At 33.3% G+C, this 19,485-nt stretch carries 31 protein-coding genes, 2 tRNA genes and 1 pseudogene; 32 read left to right on the plus strand and 2 right to left on the minus strand.

What is annotated here, in order from left to right:
• A pseudogene (locus tag JR312_RS00210) lies at nt 1–1,074 on the minus strand (hypothetical protein); the annotation flags it as partial.
• Nucleotides 1,075–1,500: 426 nt separating this feature from the next.
• On the opposite strand from JR312_RS00210, the gene fsa reads away from it, so the two are divergent.
• Nucleotides 1,501–2,142, plus strand: coding sequence for a fructose-6-phosphate aldolase (gene fsa, locus JR312_RS00215; protein ID WP_264330582.1), 642 nt, complete (start codon nt 1,501–1,503; stop codon nt 2,140–2,142).
• Nucleotides 2,143–2,671: 529 nt separating this feature from the next.
• Here fsa and JR312_RS00220 read toward each other — a convergent pair.
• Nucleotides 2,672–3,139 carry a hypothetical protein gene (locus JR312_RS00220; protein ID WP_416647430.1) on the minus strand — a complete coding sequence of 156 codons (468 nt, stop codon included), beginning with the start codon at nt 3,137–3,139 and terminating at the stop codon, nt 2,672–2,674.
• 149 nt (nt 3,140–3,288) lie between these two features.
• Here JR312_RS00220 and carA point away from each other — a divergent pair, with 149 nt between their 5' ends.
• The 31 genes from carA (at nt 3,289) to JR312_RS00375 (ending at nt 19,472) form a co-directional block, all read left to right on the plus strand.
• Nucleotides 3,289–4,377, plus strand: a complete 1,089-nt coding sequence (gene carA, locus JR312_RS00225) for a glutamine-hydrolyzing carbamoyl-phosphate synthase small subunit (RefSeq protein WP_416647431.1) — start codon at nt 3,289–3,291, stop codon at nt 4,375–4,377.
• Nucleotides 4,378–4,486: 109 nt separating this feature from the next.
• Nucleotides 4,487–4,568, plus strand: a tRNA-Tyr gene (locus JR312_RS00230).
• Nucleotides 4,569–4,572: 4 nt separating this feature from the next.
• Nucleotides 4,573–4,643: transfer RNA gene (locus tag JR312_RS00235), tRNA-Gly, on the plus strand.
• Nucleotides 4,644–4,721: 78 nt separating this feature from the next.
• Nucleotides 4,722–5,894, plus strand: a complete 1,173-nt coding sequence (tuf, locus tag JR312_RS00240) for an elongation factor Tu (RefSeq protein WP_416647432.1) — start codon at nt 4,722–4,724, stop codon at nt 5,892–5,894.
• Between the two features lie 14 nt (nt 5,895–5,908).
• Nucleotides 5,909–6,229, plus strand: coding sequence for a 30S ribosomal protein S10 (rpsJ, locus tag JR312_RS00245; protein ID WP_012482004.1), 321 nt, complete (start codon nt 5,909–5,911; stop codon nt 6,227–6,229).
• A 9-nt stretch (nt 6,230–6,238) separates the two neighbouring features.
• Complete coding sequence (gene rplC / locus JR312_RS00250) at nt 6,239–6,961, plus strand: 50S ribosomal protein L3 (protein WP_416647433.1); 723 nt, start codon at nt 6,239–6,241, stop codon at nt 6,959–6,961.
• 2 nt (nt 6,962–6,963) lie between these two features.
• On the plus strand, nt 6,964–7,578 hold the full coding sequence (rplD, locus tag JR312_RS00255; protein WP_416647434.1) for a 50S ribosomal protein L4: 615 nt from the start codon (nt 6,964–6,966) through the stop codon (nt 7,576–7,578).
• Nucleotides 7,575–7,862, plus strand: a complete 288-nt coding sequence (locus tag JR312_RS00260; protein ID WP_416647435.1) for a 50S ribosomal protein L23 — start codon at nt 7,575–7,577, stop codon at nt 7,860–7,862. Before rplD ends, JR312_RS00260 begins: the two co-directional genes overlap by 4 nt.
• Nucleotide 7,863: 1 nt before the next feature.
• Entirely contained in the window at nt 7,864–8,688 is an 825-nt protein-coding gene (rplB, locus tag JR312_RS00265) for a 50S ribosomal protein L2 (protein WP_341813609.1), read from the plus strand.
• Nucleotides 8,689–8,691: 3 nt separating this feature from the next.
• Nucleotides 8,692–8,976 (plus strand): 30S ribosomal protein S19, encoded by a 285-nt coding sequence (gene rpsS / locus JR312_RS00270; RefSeq protein WP_017532489.1) that lies wholly within the window; start codon nt 8,692–8,694, stop codon nt 8,974–8,976.
• Nucleotides 8,977–8,985: 9 nt separating this feature from the next.
• Entirely contained in the window at nt 8,986–9,336 is a 351-nt protein-coding gene (gene rplV / locus JR312_RS00275; protein ID WP_006012227.1) for a 50S ribosomal protein L22, read from the plus strand.
• Nucleotides 9,337–9,375: 39 nt separating this feature from the next.
• On the plus strand, nt 9,376–9,996 hold the full coding sequence (gene rpsC, locus JR312_RS00280; RefSeq protein ID WP_096560631.1) for a 30S ribosomal protein S3: 621 nt from the start codon (nt 9,376–9,378) through the stop codon (nt 9,994–9,996).
• Between the two features lie 11 nt (nt 9,997–10,007).
• A complete protein-coding gene (gene rplP / locus JR312_RS00285) occupies nt 10,008–10,421 on the plus strand; it encodes a 50S ribosomal protein L16 (protein ID WP_006012233.1) in 414 nt (137 codons plus the stop codon).
• An 11-nt stretch (nt 10,422–10,432) separates the two neighbouring features.
• The gene (gene rpmC / locus JR312_RS00290; protein WP_007302540.1) at nt 10,433–10,636 is read left to right on the plus strand and encodes a 50S ribosomal protein L29; all 204 of its coding nucleotides are present in this window, start codon (nt 10,433–10,435) and stop codon (nt 10,634–10,636) included.
• Nucleotides 10,629–10,859 carry a 30S ribosomal protein S17 gene (gene rpsQ, locus JR312_RS00295; RefSeq protein ID WP_416647436.1) on the plus strand — a complete coding sequence of 77 codons (231 nt, stop codon included), beginning with the start codon at nt 10,629–10,631 and terminating at the stop codon, nt 10,857–10,859. The genes rpmC and rpsQ overlap by 8 nt, the downstream gene beginning before the upstream one ends.
• An 18-nt stretch (nt 10,860–10,877) precedes the next feature.
• Nucleotides 10,878–11,237 carry a 50S ribosomal protein L14 gene (rplN, locus tag JR312_RS00300; RefSeq protein ID WP_416647437.1) on the plus strand — a complete coding sequence of 120 codons (360 nt, stop codon included), beginning with the start codon at nt 10,878–10,880 and terminating at the stop codon, nt 11,235–11,237.
• Nucleotides 11,237–11,554: a 50S ribosomal protein L24 gene (gene rplX / locus JR312_RS00305; protein ID WP_416647438.1), complete on the plus strand. Its 318-nt coding sequence runs from the start codon at nt 11,237–11,239 to the stop codon at nt 11,552–11,554. The genes rplN and rplX overlap by 1 nt, the downstream gene beginning before the upstream one ends.
• Before the next feature lie 6 nt (nt 11,555–11,560).
• Nucleotides 11,561–12,097 carry a 50S ribosomal protein L5 gene (rplE, locus tag JR312_RS00310; RefSeq protein ID WP_416647439.1) on the plus strand — a complete coding sequence of 179 codons (537 nt, stop codon included), beginning with the start codon at nt 11,561–11,563 and terminating at the stop codon, nt 12,095–12,097.
• A gap of 12 nt (nt 12,098–12,109) precedes the next feature.
• On the plus strand, nt 12,110–12,418 hold the full coding sequence (gene rpsN / locus JR312_RS00315) for a 30S ribosomal protein S14 (RefSeq protein WP_264330575.1): 309 nt from the start codon (nt 12,110–12,112) through the stop codon (nt 12,416–12,418).
• Nucleotides 12,419–12,440: 22 nt separating this feature from the next.
• Nucleotides 12,441–12,836 carry a 30S ribosomal protein S8 gene (rpsH, locus tag JR312_RS00320; RefSeq protein ID WP_006012252.1) on the plus strand — a complete coding sequence of 132 codons (396 nt, stop codon included), beginning with the start codon at nt 12,441–12,443 and terminating at the stop codon, nt 12,834–12,836.
• A 16-nt stretch (nt 12,837–12,852) separates the two neighbouring features.
• Nucleotides 12,853–13,398, plus strand: a complete 546-nt coding sequence (gene rplF / locus JR312_RS00325; protein WP_010404706.1) for a 50S ribosomal protein L6 — start codon at nt 12,853–12,855, stop codon at nt 13,396–13,398.
• 5 nt (nt 13,399–13,403) lie between these two features.
• On the plus strand, nt 13,404–13,775 hold the full coding sequence (gene rplR / locus JR312_RS00330; RefSeq protein ID WP_264330574.1) for a 50S ribosomal protein L18: 372 nt from the start codon (nt 13,404–13,406) through the stop codon (nt 13,773–13,775).
• Nucleotides 13,776–13,787: 12 nt separating this feature from the next.
• The gene (rpsE, locus tag JR312_RS00335) at nt 13,788–14,300 is read left to right on the plus strand and encodes a 30S ribosomal protein S5 (RefSeq protein ID WP_010404712.1); all 513 of its coding nucleotides are present in this window, start codon (nt 13,788–13,790) and stop codon (nt 14,298–14,300) included.
• Between the two features lie 3 nt (nt 14,301–14,303).
• Entirely contained in the window at nt 14,304–14,774 is a 471-nt protein-coding gene (rplO, locus tag JR312_RS00340; protein WP_006012263.1) for a 50S ribosomal protein L15, read from the plus strand.
• Nucleotides 14,775–14,777: 3 nt separating this feature from the next.
• Nucleotides 14,778–16,106, plus strand: a complete 1,329-nt coding sequence (secY, locus tag JR312_RS00345; protein ID WP_416647440.1) for a preprotein translocase subunit SecY — start codon at nt 14,778–14,780, stop codon at nt 16,104–16,106.
• Nucleotides 16,103–16,744: an adenylate kinase family protein gene (locus JR312_RS00350; protein WP_264330572.1), complete on the plus strand. Its 642-nt coding sequence runs from the start codon at nt 16,103–16,105 to the stop codon at nt 16,742–16,744. The genes secY and JR312_RS00350 overlap by 4 nt, the downstream gene beginning before the upstream one ends.
• A gap of 59 nt (nt 16,745–16,803) precedes the next feature.
• Complete coding sequence (rpsM, locus tag JR312_RS00355; RefSeq protein WP_416647441.1) at nt 16,804–17,172, plus strand: 30S ribosomal protein S13; 369 nt, start codon at nt 16,804–16,806, stop codon at nt 17,170–17,172.
• A gap of 24 nt (nt 17,173–17,196) precedes the next feature.
• On the plus strand, nt 17,197–17,583 hold the full coding sequence (rpsK, locus tag JR312_RS00360; RefSeq protein WP_416647442.1) for a 30S ribosomal protein S11: 387 nt from the start codon (nt 17,197–17,199) through the stop codon (nt 17,581–17,583).
• Between the two features lie 20 nt (nt 17,584–17,603).
• Nucleotides 17,604–18,671, plus strand: a complete 1,068-nt coding sequence (locus JR312_RS00365) for a DNA-directed RNA polymerase subunit alpha (RefSeq protein ID WP_416647443.1) — start codon at nt 17,604–17,606, stop codon at nt 18,669–18,671.
• Between the two features lie 7 nt (nt 18,672–18,678).
• Nucleotides 18,679–19,107 (plus strand): 50S ribosomal protein L17, encoded by a 429-nt coding sequence (rplQ, locus tag JR312_RS00370; protein ID WP_010404731.1) that lies wholly within the window; start codon nt 18,679–18,681, stop codon nt 19,105–19,107.
• 11 nt (nt 19,108–19,118) lie between these two features.
• Nucleotides 19,119–19,472, plus strand: coding sequence for a YraN family protein (locus JR312_RS00375; RefSeq protein ID WP_264330569.1), 354 nt, complete (start codon nt 19,119–19,121; stop codon nt 19,470–19,472).
• Nucleotides 19,473–19,485 lie beyond the last annotated feature (13 nt).

The raw sequence follows: 19,485 nt of genomic DNA on the forward strand, positions 1-19,485 counted from the left end.
GTTCTGAGCTCCAGCCTGTTGAGAGGCAATTTCTGTTTGAGTTTCAATGTGTTGCACAGCAATTTCTGTCTGAATTGTAGCCTCTTGTAAATTAACCTTTGTTTGAGTTTCAGTTTCTTGAGAGCTAATTTCCGCTTGAGTTTCAACGTGCTGCACAGCAACCTCTATCTGAGTTTCAGTGTGCTGTGAATTAACTTCTGTTTGAGTTGCAATTGCCTGAGTTGCAATCTGCTGTGGATTAACCTCTGATACATTGTTGCTAGTGAAAGAAAGAATAGGATTGCTTTTAGCATCATTTTCAAGATCTTTCATCTTTTCGTCTTTATTGATTACGATATGTTCATTATTTTGCAGATTAATAACAGCTGGAGCATCTTTATTCTTCTCCAATAATGCTTTGACAGCGTCATGTAGAGAGAGACCTTGAATATATAATTCTTCATTTTGTCTTATTAATTCCAAAAACTCCTTAGATGAAGATTCAAAATCTTTACCATTAAACTTTAGTACTTCAGTTATACCAGCACTACTTACATTCATAACCATAGTACAGGTAAAAGTTTTCCCATCCTTGTCCTGCACAGGCCAAGTGCTTGTCATTTCATAATATGCACCCTCTTTAAATTCATAATGTCTTTCCTTATCTTTTCGATAAGCGTATATGTCATGCTTTTTATTGCAATAAATATTCAATGTGCTAATATCCCTTTCTTGCTGTAAGATATCACTGATTCTTATTGGCTCACTTCTATTGTAATTAATAAGATTAATGTTTAACACTTTATCAGAATTGTTAGTTTCTACATAAAAAGCTCGAAGGTCTATGTCTTTGTCTCTAAAATACTTACTCACAGCTTTTTTTGCCTGATTTGCTAATCCTATAAAGTTTTTTTTAAAGCTCTTGTTGAAAGATAGATCTATATATGCTTGCTTAAAATTTTCATCATTTGTTAAATCCATGAGCAAGTCATAAACCTCCCATTTTTCCTGACAATGTTCTTCTAAAACAGTAATGCTATTTTTTCTTTTCAGCTCTGCTAATATGTTTTTCAATGTCGGGAAATTTGTTGACATAGTATACTCCCTGTTACTATTGTTCTGATAATATATTTACTTTAGGAGTGATTAAGCTATCAAAACTCCTTTTATACTAACCTTTTTAATTGAATTTAATTGCGAGCGTTAAACTCGACCTTAGTCGTTTTGTTTATTGTTCCTCACTACCTATTTATGTTACTATACTAATAGTAGCACTAAGTTTTAGGCTATGCAAGAATTTCTATTGGACGTAAAGCTAGTAAACTTCAGAAATTGGTTATGCTAATTATGTTAATAAAATGCAACCAATTCATGTTTATTACCAGAGGTATACTGTGTCTCAATTCAATATTTTCTTTCCTAACAGACTTAGAATTGAGTTGAGTTAAAAATCCGATTTTATTTAACACTTTCCAAAGATGACAATATTTTGTAAAAATAGGTTTTGAACAGGATAATAATATGGAAATTTTTCTTGATAGTGTTGATTTAAATGAAATTAAGGAGCTAAAAGAGTTCATTGATGGAATAACAACTAATCCTTCTTTAATAGCAAAGTCTGGGCATAAGGACAAATACGAAGATTTAGTAAGTGAAATATGCTCTATTATAAAAGGGCCTGTTAGTGTTGAAGTTGTTGCAGATAGCCATGAAGAGATGATTAAAGAAGGCCTTAAGTTAGCGAAAATTGCTAGTAATATCGTAGTAAAGTTGCCCCTTACACATGAAGGATTAATTTCTTGTAAAAAGTTGTGGACAGAACATAAAATACCTGCTAACATCACATTATGTTTTTCTCCTGGGCAAGCACTGTTTGCCGCTAAGGCCGGTGCTTGTTTTATTTCTCCCTTTGTTGGTCGCCTTGATGATATAAGCTATGATGGCTTATCGCTAATAGAAGATATATGCACTATATATTCTAATTATAATTTTAAGACAAAAGTTCTTGTTGCATCAGTAAGAAGTCCAGCGCATGTAATAGAAGCTGCACGACTTGGTGCTCATTCAATTACCGTGCCAGCAAAAATACTTAGACAGCTAATTAATCATCCACTTACTGATCAAGGGCTCGCAATATTTGAAAAAGACTGGGGCGTAAAGTAATACATGATATTGCTATAAAATATAATATAAAAAGGACATAGGTACCATCTGTCCCTTAAAGACATGCAGGTTAATGATATGCGTAATTCAGAATTTTAAACATAATGATCCTTCTGTTAATAAAAAAAGATTCAGAAAAATGTATACAGCTACGACCGAAGTATAGCTAAAATATATTTTAACTGAAGATTATAGATTAATTGAATTGAAAAGCCTGCAGACGAAGATAGATTCCAAGCTCTAGAGCACCTTCATTACGAATAGTAAAAAGACTATCAGAACTTGTCAAGTAATTTTTTATCGTAATTTTATGAACATGACGTACATCTGTATAGAGATTGAATATGTCATTTAGGTAGCCTCTTTGTTGTCATTCCAGTACTGAAATCCAGTTAGATTTGCGAGTATAAAAGTAATACAACATTTTTGATGACGGAAGCCATTACTAGGATGACAAGAAAGGAAGTACTGGTTTCAGTTTTTGTACGTTAGCCATGTATCTCAAATTTAATTATTTATAAATAAAAGATCACACTCCTTGGCTTTGTGATAGAATAAGTTTTTCAATGCTGTCTACACAAAACTCAGCCGTGTTGTTAGCTATTTCATCGAATTTATCATTTATATCCTTACCTATTTTTTCATCTTTAATATATTCATACAGAGCTAAAATAGCTGTAGTTGAACATATTGCGATGAAACCAACTTTTGCTGTAATAAGTAATGATATCCCACCTGCAAGTATGGACACTGCTCCAATAGCTAGGTTTATAATTTTATTTTGTGTTGATTGATTCTCTTTATCCTCTAAAACGTTTGATATTGCTTTTGAGGCAATTTTTATTGCTATTGCTGTAGTTGAGATTATAACAAACATCATAGCCATTTTTGCTAAGAGAAAAATTGATGGTAGCATTATTACAAGAAACAGTGAAGCACCTCCTATAAATAACCATTTCTCATTTATTTTTTTAGACTGATCTGTATTATTAGGCATTGCAACCCTCCACTTTTATTAACAGTTTATTCATATAATATGAAACATGCGATAGTCAAGATGTTTTTGTGTGGAGAAGCTTGCGATTGAGTTTTGGCATGTTATTTAAAATTCTTATATAATATTAAATGAGTTTAAGAGAGAGTTAAATGCAGAATGCAGCTTTAGTTTTACAAGATGGCAAGTGCTTTTTGGGAAAATCGATAGGTAAAAAAGGTAAATGTATAGGTGAGGTTTGTTTTACCACTGGTATGACCGGGTATCAACATACTATAACCGATCCTTCTTTTGCTGATCAAATAATAGCGTTCACTTTTCCTCATATTGGTAATGTTGGAATAAATCACAAAGATAATGAAGGAGAAAAAGTTTTTGCAAGTGGTGTGATTATGCGTGAACTTTCTCCTATGTCTCACTCTTCTTCATATATTAGTTTAAATGATTGGTTGGAGAAAAATAATGTAGTTGGGATATCGGGAATTGATACTAGAGCTTTGACGAGATATTTGAGAAAACATGGATCTCAAAATGGAATGATATGTCCGTCAAGTGAGGCACATATATTAGATGAATTGAAGAAATACAAATCTGTAAATGGAATAGAAATAACTAAGAAAGTCAGTTTAAGTAATAACTTTCAAAGCGCTCTTAATGCAAAATATAGGGTTGTAATTGTTGATTTCGGTGTAAAAAATAGTATAATCTCACGCTTAGTAGAACTTGATTGTACGGTTGAATTAGTCAAACCAGATACAGGTTTTGCTCACAAAATATTAAGCATGAATCCAGATGGTATAGTGCTTTCAAATGGCCCTGGTGATCCACAAGAGATAGGAGAGAGTGTAATTTCAGAAATAGAAATTATTGTGAAATCTAAAATACCAGTTTTTGGTATATGCCTGGGCCATCAATTACTTGCAGTTACTTTGGGATCAAAGACTGTCAAGATGGATATTGGTCATCGAGGGAGTAATCATCCAGTTTATGATCTGGAGAGTAAAAAAGTTGAGATAACTAGCCAAAATCATGGTTTTGTTGTTGATTCAGCTTCTCTTCCAAGTAACGTTGAAGTTACTCATATTTCTCTATTTGATAATAGTGTAGAGGGGATAATGATAAAGGATTACCCAGTCTTTTCTACTCAATACCATCCAGAAGAAGCGCCAGGTACACATGATTCACATTATTTATTTGGGCGTTTTATTGACAATATTTTGTTATATAAAAGTAAAATCTAACTGAAATCAGTTAGATTAGCTTTTATTACTTGATCTTTTGGATTTGGATGTTTAATATTAGGAGTAATAAAACTTAAGTTAAGGTAGTGTTCTCTTAACAGATTTTTGTGGAGGAGTGACCGAGTGGTTAAAGGTAACAGACTGTAAATCTGTCCGCATTGCGTACGTAGGTTCGAATCCTACCTCCTCCATTGTGCGGGTATAGCTCAATGGTAGAGCTCTAGCCTTCCAAGCTAGTGACGTGGGTTCGATTCCCACTATCCGCTCTTTTTTTTGTTGTATTTATATAAAATCAACATATTATTTATTGATGTATTTGTATTTTAGGTAGAAGAGTTAAAATTATGACAGCGATAGTAGAAGCATTTGGAAAGCCGCATGTAAACGTGGGAACGATAGGACATGTGGATCATGGGAAGACAACGTTAACAGCGGCGATAACAAAGCATTATGGTAATTTTGTAGCATATGATCAAATAGATAAAGCGCCAGAAGAAAGAAAGAGAGGGATAACAATAGCGACAGCGCATGTTGAGTATCAAACAGAAAAGAGACACTATGCACACGTTGATTGCCCTGGACATGCTGATTATGTAAAGAATATGATAGTAGGTGCAGCACAGATGGATGCAGCGATATTGGTAGTGTCAGGGGTTGATGGGCCGATGCCACAAACGAGAGAGCATATATTGCTGGCAAAACAGGTGGGTGTTGGATATATCGTGGTATATATAAATAAAGCTGATGTTGCTGATGTTGATATGATAGATTTGGTAGAAATGGAAGTGAGAGAGCTGCTGAGTAAGTATGGATTTCCAGGTGATGAAGTGCCTATGATAGTTGGGTCTGCGTTAAAAGCATTAGAGGATGATAGTAGTGAGTATGGAAAGAAATCAATAGATAAATTGATGGAGAAGTTAGATGAGTATGTGGCAGTACCTCCAAGGCCTATAGATTTGCCGTTTTTGTTGCCAATAGAAGATGTATTTTCAATATCGGGCCGAGGGACGGTAGTAACAGGAAGAATAGAGAAGGGGGAGATAAAGACAGGGGATGAGATAGAGATAATAGGTCTGAAAGCGACGCAAAAGACGATATGTACTGGTGTTGAGATGTTTAAGAAGTTGCTAGATAAGGGAAGTGCAGGACTCAATGTAGGAATACTACTAAGAGGAACAAAGAGAGAAGAAGTGGAGAGAGGGCAAGTATTGGCAAAACCAGGGACAATAACCCCGCATAAGAAATTTAATGCGGAGGTGTATATATTGAAGAAAGAAGAAGGAGGAAGGCATACACCATTTTTTGGAAATTATCAGCCACAGTTTTATTTAAGGACAACGGATGTAACTGGGAGCATAAAATTGCTAGATGGAAAGGAGATGGTAATGCCAGGGGACAATGTAAGTATAGAAGTGGAGTTGCAAGTACCAATAGCAATGGATAAAGGATTGCGTTTTGCGATAAGAGAAGGTGGTAGAACTGTTGGTTCTGGCGTTGTTTCGGAAATTTTAGAATGAGTATAATAACTAAGATGAAGCAAGATATATATATTAGAATCAAAGCTTTCGATTGTTCTTTATTGGAAAAGTGTATTCGCGAGTTTATTGATCAATTAAAGCAGTTTAATGCAGATTTATCTGGTCCGATTGCGTTGCCAAGAAAAGATTCTAAATTTACTGTTAATAGGTCTCCTCATGTTGATAAAAAATCTCGTGAGCAATTTGAAATGAGAATTTCTAAGCGGTTAATTATTGTGCATAATCCTACTTCTACTATGATGAAGATGCTTGCAGATTTATCTTTTTCTGCTGGTGTAGAAGTGGATTTAAAGGTTAAGGAAGTTAATATTTAGGAAAAGGAAATGAAGAGAATAAATTCGCTTAGGAGAATTGGTTTGTTAATGACGAATGTTGGCCATACTGCTATGTATTTTGATAATAGTCGCATGGCTGTAACCTTATTGCATCTCAGCGAAACTTATGTTATCGATATAAAAGGACAAGATAAATGTGGCTACAATTCAGTCATTTTGGGCACGGGAGATTTAAAAAAAATAGCAAAACCTCAGTTGGAATATTTAAAGAAAAAGGGTATAAATAGTAAATGTAAATTATACGAAAGTAGATTAACTGATCTATTCGGAATAGAGTGTGGTAAAAAGGTGGGGGTTAATCATTTTGTAGTTGGTCAATATCTTGACATTACGGGTTATTCTTTAGGCAAAGGGTTTGCTGGTGTGATGAAGCGGCATAACTTCAGTGGGCTTAGGGCATCTCATGGTGTTTCTATTGCTCATAGATCACAAGGTTCTACTGGTCAATGTCAAGATCCTGGTAGAGTATTCAAGGGGAAGAAAATGGCTGGTCATTTAGGTAATAGCAGAGTAACTGTACAGAATATGAAAATATTATCCATTGATTATGAAAATAGCATAATTGCTGTAAAGGGTAATAATGTTCCTGGGTTTAAAAACTCTTATGTTTTTGTGAGAGATGCAGTTAAAAAGCCTTTACATAAAGATGTTCCTTTTCCAGTAGGTCTGCTGTTGAATATGAGTGATGATGCTAATAATTTGGTGAGTTAGTTATGGAATGTGAGTTAGTTGATCTATCTAATAATAATGTAGGTAGTGTTGAGCTTAATCCCTTGATATTTTCTGCCAAGCAAAAATTGAGTATTTTGCATGATATAGTGAGATGGCAATTAGCAAAGAGAAGAGTTGGTGCTCATAAAACAAAGGGTATCAGTGATGTTTTTGGTACAACAGCTAAGCCGTATGGTCAAAAACGTACCGGTAGGGCGAGACAGGGGAGCTTGCGATCTCCTCAGTTTAGAGGTGGTGGAATTATTTTTGGTCCTGTTGTGAGGAGTCATGCTTATTCTCTTAATAAAAAGGTACGTAAATTTGGTTTGAAAATTGCTTTATCTCTAAAATATTTAAATAATCAAGTTATTGTTCTTGATAGTTTAAATGTTGATGTGAAGAAAACATCTAAAATGTGTGAATATATTAAAAATTTTAAATTTTCTTCTTTTTTAATAGTTGGTGATTATGGAGATGATTTGTTACGTGCTGCTAAAAATTTGCATTATGTAGATTTAATCAAACCTATTGGGTTAAATGTTTTTGATATATTGAATCATGAATGCGTGATGTTAACAAAAGACACTTTAAAGCATCTTGAAGGTAGATTGTTATGATTAAATATGATAATATAATAAAATCTCCTGTAATCACAGAAAAGGCTTCTCTTTTAAGAGAGAAGTTTAATAAATACTCTTTGTATGTTTTTGTAAATGTAAATAAGCGTCAAATAAAATCGGCAATAGAGTCTTTATTTAATGTCAGAATTTCTTCTATAAATGTTATTAGAGTTAAACCTAAATATAGACGTTTCAGGGGTGTGGTTGGTTGTAAAAAACAGAGAAAAAAGGTTTATTTTTCTTTGGTAGATGGTCAAAAATTAGATATAATGAGCGTTTAATATGGGTATGAAACTTTTTAATCCTGTTACTCCGTCTTCTCGTGGGACTATATTAATAAGTAAAATTGGTTTATCAAAAGATAAGCCGGAGAAGTCTCTTGTATTTGGTAAGAAATCCAGTGGTGGAAGAAATAATCATGGTAGAATTACAACTCGTCACAGGGGTGGTGGTCACAAGAAGAAGTATAGAGTTATAGATTTTAAACGTAATAGAAGTGATCAGGGTATAGTTGAGAAAATAGAGTATGATCCAAATAGAAGTGGGTTTTTAGCATTAGTATCATATAAGGAAGATGATACTAAATCTTATATATTAGCTCCTCAAGGTATGAAGCCTGGTGATGTTGTGACAGCTGGAGATGATGCTGATATTTTACCAGGGAATTGTTTACTACTCAAGCATATACCTGTTGGTTCTTTCGTTCATAATGTTGAGCTGAAGCCAGGTAATGGTGCTGCGATTGCTAGGGCTGCTGGTTGTTATGCACAAATCGTTGGTCGTGATGGCCAATATGTTTTATTACGACTCAGGTCTGGTCAAATTAGGTTGATTTTATCTTCTTGCAAGGCTACTATTGGTGTAGTATCTAACCCTGACCATAAGAATAGAAAGTTGGGTAAAGCTGGGAGAAGTAGGTGGCTTGGGATTAGACCTACTGTACGTGGAGTTGCAATGAATCCGGTTGACCATCCTCATGGAGGTGGAGAGGGAAAAACTTCTGGTGGTCGTCATCCTGTTACTCCTTGGGGTGTTGCAACAAAAGGAAAGAAAACTAGGAAAAAAAATAAATCTAGTGATAAGTATATAAAAAAATTGAAAGGTTAATTTATGAGTAGATCTGTATGGAAACCACCTTTTTTACACCCATCTGTACTAAGATTAGTTCAGAGAACTTTAAAAGAGGGTTCTATTAATAAGGTGATAAAAATTCATTCCAGGGCTTCTGTAATTCTTCCTAATTGTTTGGGTTTAAAGTTTGCTGTTTATAATGGTAAAGATTACATTCCTGTTAGTGTTGATAATCAGAATATGATAGGTCATAAATTTGGTGAATTTTCACCTACTCGTAAATTTACTGGGCACGGTGGTGATAAAAAGGCAACAAGAAGATAGGTAATTTATATGAAAAATAGGGATATAATAGTTGAGGCTGGTTCTAGGGTTTTAAGATCGACTCCTCGCAAATTGAATTTGGTTGCTGATTTAGTACGTAATAAAAAAGTTTCTTTTGCTAATGTACAATTAAGATTTTGTGAAAAAAAAGCTGCTGGTTTTATAATGAAAGTGTTGAATTCTGCAATTTCTAATGCTCAAAATAATTATGGATTGAACATTGATAATTTATATATAAAGGAAATTTTAATAGGTAAGTCCCTTACTTTGCGTAGAGTATATCCAAAAGCTATGGGTAGGGCTAATAGAATGAGTAAATTTTATAGTAATATTACTATAAAATTGAAAGAAATTGTATGATTTATAGAAATGGAAAGTTAATAAGGAAAGTGTAAAAATATGGGACAGAAGGTTAATCCTAAAGTATTTAGATTACAAGTAAATAGTAATACCTGGGATTCTGTTTGGTGTGCTACAGACGATTATAAGCAGAGATTGCATCACGATCTATTTATTCGCAGTTATATAAATGAATCCTTTAAGCATGCTGGTATTTCTAAAGTAATTGTAGAGCGTACAGTTAATTTAGTGTCTGTAATAATACATTCTTCTAAGCCTGGAGTTATAATAGGTAAGAAAGGTTTAGATGTTGAGAAGATAAAGCAAAAAATAGCTAAAAAAGTAGAAAGTAGTGTCGAAGTGAATGTAGTAGGAGTTAAAAAGTCTGAAATAGATGCAGTTTTAATATCAAGAAGTATTACACATCAGCTAGAAAAAAGGATTTCATGTAGAAGGGCGATGAAAAAAGCTATTCAAAATTGTTTGAAGATGGGTGCTGAGGGTATTAAAGTAAGTTGCTCTGGGCGTCTTGGCGGAGCTGAAATAGCTCGTACTGAATGGTACAAAGAAGGTCGTTTGCCTTTACACACTTTGCGTGCTAATATAGATTATGCTTTTTGTGAAGCGAAGACTATATGTGGTATTATAGGAGTTAAAGTTTGGGTTTATGTTGGTAGTTAAGGTATATTGAAATGTTTGTTCCCAAAAAGAGTAAATATAAAAAGGTATTTAAGGGGAGAATCAAGGGTAATGCTAAGGGTGGTAGCACGCTGTCTTTTGGAGATTATGGATTAAAAGCTATGGAAGTAGGTAAGGTTCAGTCTAAACATATTGAAACTGCAAGGCGCGTAATATCTAGAACGTTAAAACGCTCTGGTAAAGTGTGGATAAGAATTTTTCCTGATACCCCGGTTAGTAAAAAGCCAGCAGATGTACGTATGGGTAAAGGGAAAGGTAGTGTTGAATTTTGGGTATTTAAAGCTAAGCCCGGTAGGGTTTTGTTTGAAATTAGTAGTGATGTTCCCATGCATTTAGCAAGATTGGCGCTTGAAAAAGCGACTGCTAAGCTTCCTATGAAGTGTAAATTTATATCTAATCATAATTGAATGGAGTTGCAATGGATATAGTTAAATTTGAATCAGAATCTTCACAAGGATTACATGAACTTCTTGTGAATTTGAGGAAAGAATTTGTTAATTTGGCTTTTCAAAAAAAGCTGGGCCAGTGCAACAATTTTTCGCGTTTTAGCTTAATAAGAAAGAGCATAGCTCGTAGTCTAACTGTATTAAATAGAAGAAAGAGAGAGGGAAAAAATGCCTAAGAAGGTTTTTTGTGGTGTCGTAACTAATGCTGAATCTGATAAGACTGTAAAGGTTTCGGTGTTACAAGTGTATAAGGATAGGCTGTATAAAAAAGTTATTAAAAAATACAAGAAGTGTACAGCACATGATGAGAATAATAGTTGCAAAAAGGGAGATAGGGTTTTAATACAGGAACATAGGCCTATTTCTGTTACTAAAAAATGGGTTGTTATCAATAGCTAAAAAGGAATAGGTATTTATATGATTCAAAAAAATACATTGTTAGAAGTAGCTGATAATTCTGGTGCGCGTGCAGTCCTTTGTATTGGCTTGTTAGGTGGTAGGAAATCTGCATCTGTAGGTGATACGGTTATTATATCTACTAAGTCTATTAACCCAAAAGGTAAAGTTGAAAAAGGAAAAGTATATAAAGCAGTTGTTGTTAGAGTAAAAAATGGTGTTAAGAAATCTGATGGTTCTGTAATTCGTTTCTCTAGCAATGCTGTGGTTTTAATTAATGATCAAGGTGAACCACTTGGCACTCGGGTGTTTGGTCCAGTAAAAAAGTTATTATCTGGTTCTTTTATGAAAATAATGTCATTAGCTGATGAGGTTTTATAATGAGTGCTAAAATAAAAAGTGGTGATGATATTATAGTTTTAACTGGTAAAGATAAGAGAAAAATTGGTAAGGTAATCAAAGTTATAATACGTGATGCTAAAAAGAAAGTAGTTGTTTCTGGAGTAAATGTGTGTAAGAGACATACTAAACCAAGAGCTGGTAGTGGTGGTGGTATATTGAATAAAGAGTTAGCTATTGATGTATCCAATGTTGCAATATTGGATCCTAAGTGTAAAACTCCAACTAAAGTAGGATTTAAGATTATGGATGGTAGAAAAGTGCGTTTTGCAAAAGTTTCTGGAGAAGTGATAGATTAGGTTGATATGTTTAAACAATTGTATAAAGATAATATAGTAAAATCCTTAAAGGATAAGTTTAATTACGGCAATGTAATGCAAGTGCCTAAACTTGTCAAGGTGTGTATCAATATGGGTGTTGGAGATGCTGCTACGGACAATAAAGCGATAAATGAGCCACTTGATAATCTACATTTGATTGCTGGGCAAAAGCCTGTGTTAACCTTTGCAAAAAAATCTATTTCTGGTTTCAAAATTAGGAAAGGTGCAACTGTAGGTTGTAAAGTGACTTTGCGTAGAAATAAAATGTATGAATTCTTAGAAAGATTAATATATATTGCTTTGCCAAGGGAAAAAGATTTTAGAGGGTTTAGTGTGAAGCAATTTGATGGTCATGGTAATTTTTCCTTTGGTATCAAGGAGCATATATCATTTTTAGAAATAGACTATGATAAAATAAGTAAAATTAGAGGTATGGATATTAATATTGTAACAAGTGCAGTTAGTGATAAGGAAGCAAAGGAATTATTACTGGCTCTTAAATTCCCTTTTTTTGATAATTGAGAGAAAATATATATGGCAAAAAAATCCATGATACAGAAGAATCTTCGTAGAATAAAGTTATGCGATCAGTATAGGGAGAGAAGGGAAGAATTAAAATCTATAATGAATAATAAGGATTTATCTATTGTAAAAAGATTTGCAGCTCAAAGTAAGCTGATTAAAAAATTGCCTAGAGATTCTTCTAAAATCAGAATTAGGAATAGATGCGCTTTAACTGGTAGGCCGAGAGGGGTATATAGAAAATTTGGTTTATGTAGGATTGTTTTACGTGATTTGTGTTCTTTTGGACAAGTTCCAGGGGTTACAAAATCTAGTTGGTAAATGTGATATAGGGAGTGTAATAGTGTCGTTATCTGATAGTATTGGTGATTTTTTAACAAGAATACGTAATGCTCAATTGGCAATGCATAGGGAAACAAGAGTCCTATTCTCGAAAGTGAATTCTTCTATATTGAAGATCTTAAAAGAGGAAGGGTATATTCTTAATTATAAAAAGCAAGAGAGTGATAGTGTCCCTTCGCTTGTTGTGCAGTTGAAGTATTATGATAAATCACCTGTGATTAATGATATAGCTAGGGTATCAAAGCCCGGTTGTCGTTATTATTCTAAGTGTAAGGACATTTCTAAAGCATATAATGGTCTTGGAATTTTTATTATATCTACGCCGAAAGGAGTGATGACCGATTATAATGCACGTAGATTAAAAGTTGGTGGAGAAGTTTTGTGTCGTGTATTTTAAATGATAGGAGAAATGTATGTCTCGTATAGGTGCCGCACCTATCAATATTCCTGCTGATCTTTCAGTTGAATATAATGATGGTAGGGTATTAATAAGAAGTGTTAGGGCAGAAAAAGAGCTGAACTTGTGTAGTGGCATTCTGTGTCAGATAGTTGATAATCAATTGTTACTTTCTGTTGATCAAGGCAGGGATGATTATGATAAAATAAAATCTATATGGGGCACTTATAGAAGTAATATTAATAACATGATTAACGGTATGGTTAATGATTTTTCTGTTGATCTTGAGATTAATGGTGTAGGGTATAAAGCAGAATGTGATGATAAGTATTTGACTTTATATCTTGGTTATAGTCATAATATTAAGTATAAAGTGCCTAAAGACGTTGAGATTAAGTGTATAAAGCCAACTCATTTAGTGATTCGCGGTATGGATAAGCAAAAAGTCTATATGGTGGCTTCTGATATATGCAAAATTAGAAAATATGATCCTTATAAAGGTAAGGGTATTGTAATAAAAGGCAAATTTATGCTGCGTAAGGTTGTAAATAAAAAGAAGTAATTAAAATGAAAAGATTGTATAATTTTTTAAGTAGCTATGAAAAAAGGAAACTTCGTAATAGAGCGAAGCTCGATAAGAGCGCTGGGCGTTTACGTATATCCATATTTAAGTCTAATAAACATTTTTACGTTCAGTTGATTAACGATGCAAAAGGAACAACCCTAGCTTCTGCTTCTACTTTGGATGATAAAATTAGGAATGTATGTAAAGGTAGGGTCAATGCTGAAACTATAAAACAGGTTTCTTCTTTAGTGATTGAGCGTCTGCCTAGTACAAAATTGGAGCAGCGGTTCGTCTTTGATCGGGGGGCATATAAGTATACAGGATTGATTTCTCAATTTGCTGAAGCTTTAAGAAGCTCTGGATTTGAATTTTAGAAGGTTTGAAGTATGGCTGTAAAGAATTTACAAAATAATAATGATTTATCAGAACTTTTGGTTTCAGTCCGAAGGGTAACAACGGTTACTAAAGGTGGTAGAAGATTTTCATTTTCAACTTTGGTTGTTGTTGGTGATGGTAAGGGTAGGGTAGGATGTGGAATAGGTAAACACGCAGAGGTTGCTGAAGCAAGAGTGAAAGCTGTAAATGCTGCAAAGAAGTCGATGATTAGGGTGTACTTACGTGAAGGTAGAACTTTACATCATGATATTAAAGCTAAATTTTGTTCTGGTGAGATAGTTTTAAGAGCTGCAAGAACTGGAACAGGTATTATTGCTGGTGGAGCAATGAGGTCGGTTTTTGAGGTATTAGGTATAAAGGATGTGGTAGCTAAGTCTACTAGATCAAATGATCCTCATAATATTATATGTGCAGTATTTAAGGCTTTTGATGTTATGTTATCTCCTCGCCAAGTGGCAGGTAAGAGGGGTAAAAAGATTAGTGAGATAGTTGGAAATAGGTAAAGTATGAATGATGCTGTAAAATTAAATTCTGTATTTACCAAATTATCTAAGAAAAAGAAGCCTAAATTATTAGGTAGAGGTATTGGTTGTGGTAAAGGTAAAACATCCGGTAGGGGGCATAAAGGGCAGAAAGCGAGAAGTGGCGTTTCTATAAATGGTTTTGAAGGTGGACAGCAGTCTATATATACTCGTTTACCTAAAAGAGGTTTTAAGCCTATACGCAAAAACTTATACTCTATATTTAATGTTGGTGATGTACAGTGCTTAATGGAAGCTAAAAAAATAGTCAAGGATTCTATAATAGATAAGGAGCTACTGCATAAATTAGGTTTTATCAGATCTGTAAAAAGTAAAATCAAACTTCTTAATAAGGGTAAATTAAGCGAGAAATTTGTGTTTCATGTTGATTTTGCATCAGAAGCTGCAAAAAGATCTGTAGCTTCAGTTGGTGGTAGTGTAGAAATACTATCATGAATTATGAACAGTAAATTTGCATTTGATAGTTTGGGTTCTACGTTATTATATAAAACTGATTTACTAAAGCGCATATTTTTTACGCTGATGGCTTTAGTTTGTTATCGTTTAGGCACTTATGTTCCTATTCCTGGAATTAATCTTGATATAATCAATGATATATTTCCAAAAGAGAGTTCTGGTATTTTTGGAGTATTTAATTTATTTTCTGGTGGCGCTTTAGCTAGAATGACGATCTTGGCGTTAAACGTTATGCCATACGTAGTTGCATCCATAGTTATGCAATTATTGTCTTCTGCCGTTAAAGGAATCAATGAAATTAAAAATGACGGAGAGTTAGGACGTCGAAAGATGAACTCTTATATACGCTATATGACTATAATGTTTTGTATCTTTCAATCAATTACGATCTTAATAGGGTTAGAAAGAATGAATAGAGAAGGGGTATTAGTTGTAGTTGAACCTGGTATTATGTTTCGTACTATAGGTGTCTTTAGCCTTTTAGGTGGAACTATATTTTTAATATGGCTTGGTGAGCGGATCAGTGTGAGCGGTATAGGCAATGGTATCTCATTAATCATTTTTACTGGCATAACATCTGAATTACATAATGCTTTATCATCTCTGCTAACATTAAATAAAAATGGTAGTATGTCGTTTTTCATTACCCTTTTTGTTATAGCATTGTTTTTTTTACTGCTCCTTTTAGTCATTTTTACAGAATCTTCTTATAGAAAGGTAATTGTTCAATATCCCAAAAAACAGTTTAAAAAATTACATAATGATGATTTTACTTACATTCCATTGAAGATCAATTTATCTGGTGTAATACCAACTATTTTTGCTAACGCAATTTTATTAACGCCTATTTCAATTGCAAATTTCTATAAAGGTCATGCCATTGCTGATTTTATTTTAAACTACTTTATGGCAAATAAAGTGATGTACATTATAACTTACTTAATACTCATAGTACTTTTTAATTTTTTCTATACCAATTTTATATTTAATCCAGAGGAAAATGCTGATTTTCTTAGGAAAAATGGTGGTTTTATTCCTGGTAGAGGGCCTGGAAAACATACTTCTGATTATCTTCAAGATATAGTTTTTAAATTAACATTTATTGGGTCTGCGTATTTGGTGGTAATATGTACTATACCTGAAATTATGAGGTATCATTATGATATACCATTTATTTTTGGTGGGACGAGCTTGCTGATTATAGTTAACGTTATTACTGATACTATTATGCAAGTACAATCTTATGTTTTTTCAAATAGGTACGATAGTTGGATAAAGAAATATGAGTCTAAAACAAGGAGACTAAAGTGATTATTACAATTTTTGGTCCTCCTGGCTCTGGTAAGGGTACTCAGTCCAGTTTGTTAATAGCAAAGTATAATTTTAAATTAGTTTCAGTAGGAGATTTATTAAGGAATATTATATCTAGTGGGAGTAAATTAGGTAAAGAAATAAAGGATACTGTTGAATCTGGTAATTTAATTCAAGATGAAGTTATATGTAAATTATTGTGTGACCAGCTTGCATTAATAGATGGTGATTTTTTGTTAGATGGTTTTCCAAGAAATTTAAATCAAGCTCATTTTTTAACTCAAGTTTTGCAAAAAAGATGCAATAGGGATGTTGATCTTGTAATTGAGTTGCAGCTTGACGATAATATTGCAATTGATAGATTAAAAGATCGTCTTACTTGTTTGGATTGTAAAAGTATATATAGTATATCTTCTTTTAAAAATACTACTTGTGCTAAATGTAAAAGTACGAGATTGGAGAAGAGAATTGATGATGCTAATATGCTTGCAATTAATAAGAGGATAAGAGAATATCATTTTCAGATGAAGGGTTTGCGCGAGTATTATAAGGGCAAGTTGTTAACAATTAACGCTAATTTGAGTGTTGATAGAGTAATGCAAGAGATTGAAAGTAAAATTTCTTGTAATTTGATTTGACTATAAGTTGTTTTATGGTATAAATTAAGAGTTATTATTAATAAAGTATCGAGGTATCAGTGGCACGTATTGCAGGCATAAATGTTCCAGTGAAGAAGTGTATTCCTTTTGCATTAACTTATATACATGGTATAGGTATTACTACTGCGAATATAATTTGTCGTAGCTGTAAAATTGATGAGCGTAAGCGTGTTTCAGAATTACAAGATGAAGATATAGAGAAAATTAGTAGTTTTATTAGGCAAAGATATGTCATAGAGGGTGAGCTCAGAAAAAAAGTGGCTATGGATATAAAATCTTTAATGGAAATCGGTTGCTATAGAGGATTAAGGCATAGAAAAGGTTTGCCTGTGAGGGGACAAAGAACCCATACTAATGCTAAAACTCGTAAAGGCAGATCTAAATTGCCTGTTGCTGGGAAAAAATAAAATTTGTTATTATCGTGAGTTTTTATGAAAAAAGTTAAAACGGTTGGTAAGAATACAAAAAGGTTTATTACTGGTATTGTCCATATTCGTGCAACTTTTAATAATACTTTTGTAAATGTGACTGATGTTTGTGGTAGTACGCTTTACCAGACTTCTGTTGGTGCATGTGGTTTTTCTGGTTCGAGAAAATCCACACCTTATGCTGCAGGTAAGGTTGCCGATTCTGCTGCGAAGAAAGTAATAGAGAGATTTGGTATGAAGGTTGTTTCTGTAATAATTCGTGGTCCTGGTTTTGGTGCAGAAGCTGCAGTTAAAGCACTTCGGAATTGTGGATTGACTGTCACTTCAATTGCAGATAAAACGGCGATACCTCATAATGGGTGTAGATTAAGGAAAAAAAGAAGAGTATAGGATATTTGGAAGGTTTTTGTATGTATTATAGTGATAGTATTTCTTTCTGTGGAAATTTAGATAGATTAACTAAGCCTAATGCGATTAAGGTAATATCAGGTGATTCAAGTAAAAAAAGTGATATAGTTCTAGAACCTTTGGAAAGTGGTTTTGCTTTAACGTTGGGTCATGCATTAAGGCGTGTAATGTTGTCTTCTCTTCGCGGTAGTGCTGTTTATGGAATAAAAATTGAAGGCGTGAATCATGAATTTACTTCGATCCAAGGAGTTAGGGAAGACATAACTGATATAGCATTAAATATGGGCATGTTGAGATGTAAGCTAAATAACACGTCTAATAGGTGCTTAAATTTGAGCGCTAAAGGGCCTTGTCAAGTATTAGCTGGAATGATAGAAACTGATGACCAATGCTCTATTGTTAATAAAGATTTGGTGATATGTACACTAGGTCAAGATGTGGAGCTTAACATTACTATATATGTTGCTAGTGGAAAAGGTTATCTTTCTGTAAATAAATATAAAGAAAATGAATTTTTAAAGTCTATGAATGAACAAGATTTAATTGGTTTTATTCCAGTTAATGCTTTATATAGTCCTGTTGAGAGGGTTTCGTATAGAGTAGAGAATAGTCGTGTTGGTCAAGTTACTGATAAAGATAAGCTGATATTGTCAATTGAAACTGATGGTACAATCTCTCCAAGTCAAGCTGTTGACTATGCTGCAAGAATATTACAGGAGCAACTTCAGCCTTTTATTAGTTCTGATATTAGTTATAAGAAATCGCAGGTTTCTTTGTCTAGTGGTGCTAAAGATTTGGGCTATGATCCTGTTCTATTGCGTAAAGTAGATGAAATGGAATTATCTGTTAGATCTCATAACTGTCTGAAAAATGAAAATATCACTTATATAGGTGATCTTGTGCAAAAGACGGAAGTTGAAATGTTAAGAACTGCTAATTTTGGCCGAAAGTCTTTGAATGAAATCAAGGCAATTTTAAATAATTCAGGTTTGTCTTTGGGTATGAATATACCAAATTGGCCGCCTAAGGATATAGATGAACTGGCTAAACAACATACTGATGAGGATTAGGTAGTATATGAAACATGGAATAAAGAAAAATAAACTGTCTCGTTGTACCGAGCATAGGTTATCAATGTTAAAGAATCTATCTATCTCGTTAATTAATCATGAGCAGATTGTAACTACTTTACCAAAGGCTAAAGCACTTCGTCCATATGTGGAAAAGTTTATTACAATTGCTAAGAATAACGATTCTTTACATGGTAGAAGGCTTTTGCTTTCACGTCTTCATAATAGTAAGTTAGTAGTTGATAAATTATTAAGCGTTCTAGCTAATCGTTATCAAGACCGTAAAGGTGGATATTCTAGAATAATAAAATTTGGTACTCGAAAGGGTGATTGCGCTCCAATGGCAGTGATAGAGCTAGTTGATAGAGATATTTCAGCAAAAGGTGAGATTTATAGTAAAAATAAAAAAGGAAGCAAAGTAGTTACACAAAGCTAATTATTCTTTTTATGGTAAGTAGGTTACGCTATTTTGTAGGTTACTTTGGAGAATTGTTAGTTTCGATATATTTAAAGCTGAAATTCTATAATGTTATAAAACGTCGCTTCCGTTGTAAGTTGGGTGAAATTGACTTAATTGTATCTAAAAAAAAGGAGCTGATTTTTATAGAAGTTAAAACAAGTTTATTTGGAAAAGAAGTACCGATATCTCATTTTCAGTGTCAGTCTATTATAAATTCTTCTAAATATTTCTTAAGTAAAAATCTTGATTTTTTAGATTATTCAGTTAGATATGATTTATGTTTTCTTTCCTTAAGGAGAAGACCTATTTATATAAAAAATGCTTGGATTGAGGAATGGTAGCTTAAATAACTTA

Source organism: Wolbachia endosymbiont of Nasonia giraulti, assembly GCF_048054155.1.
GTDB lineage: Bacteria > Pseudomonadota > Alphaproteobacteria > Rickettsiales > Anaplasmataceae > Wolbachia > Wolbachia pipientis_C.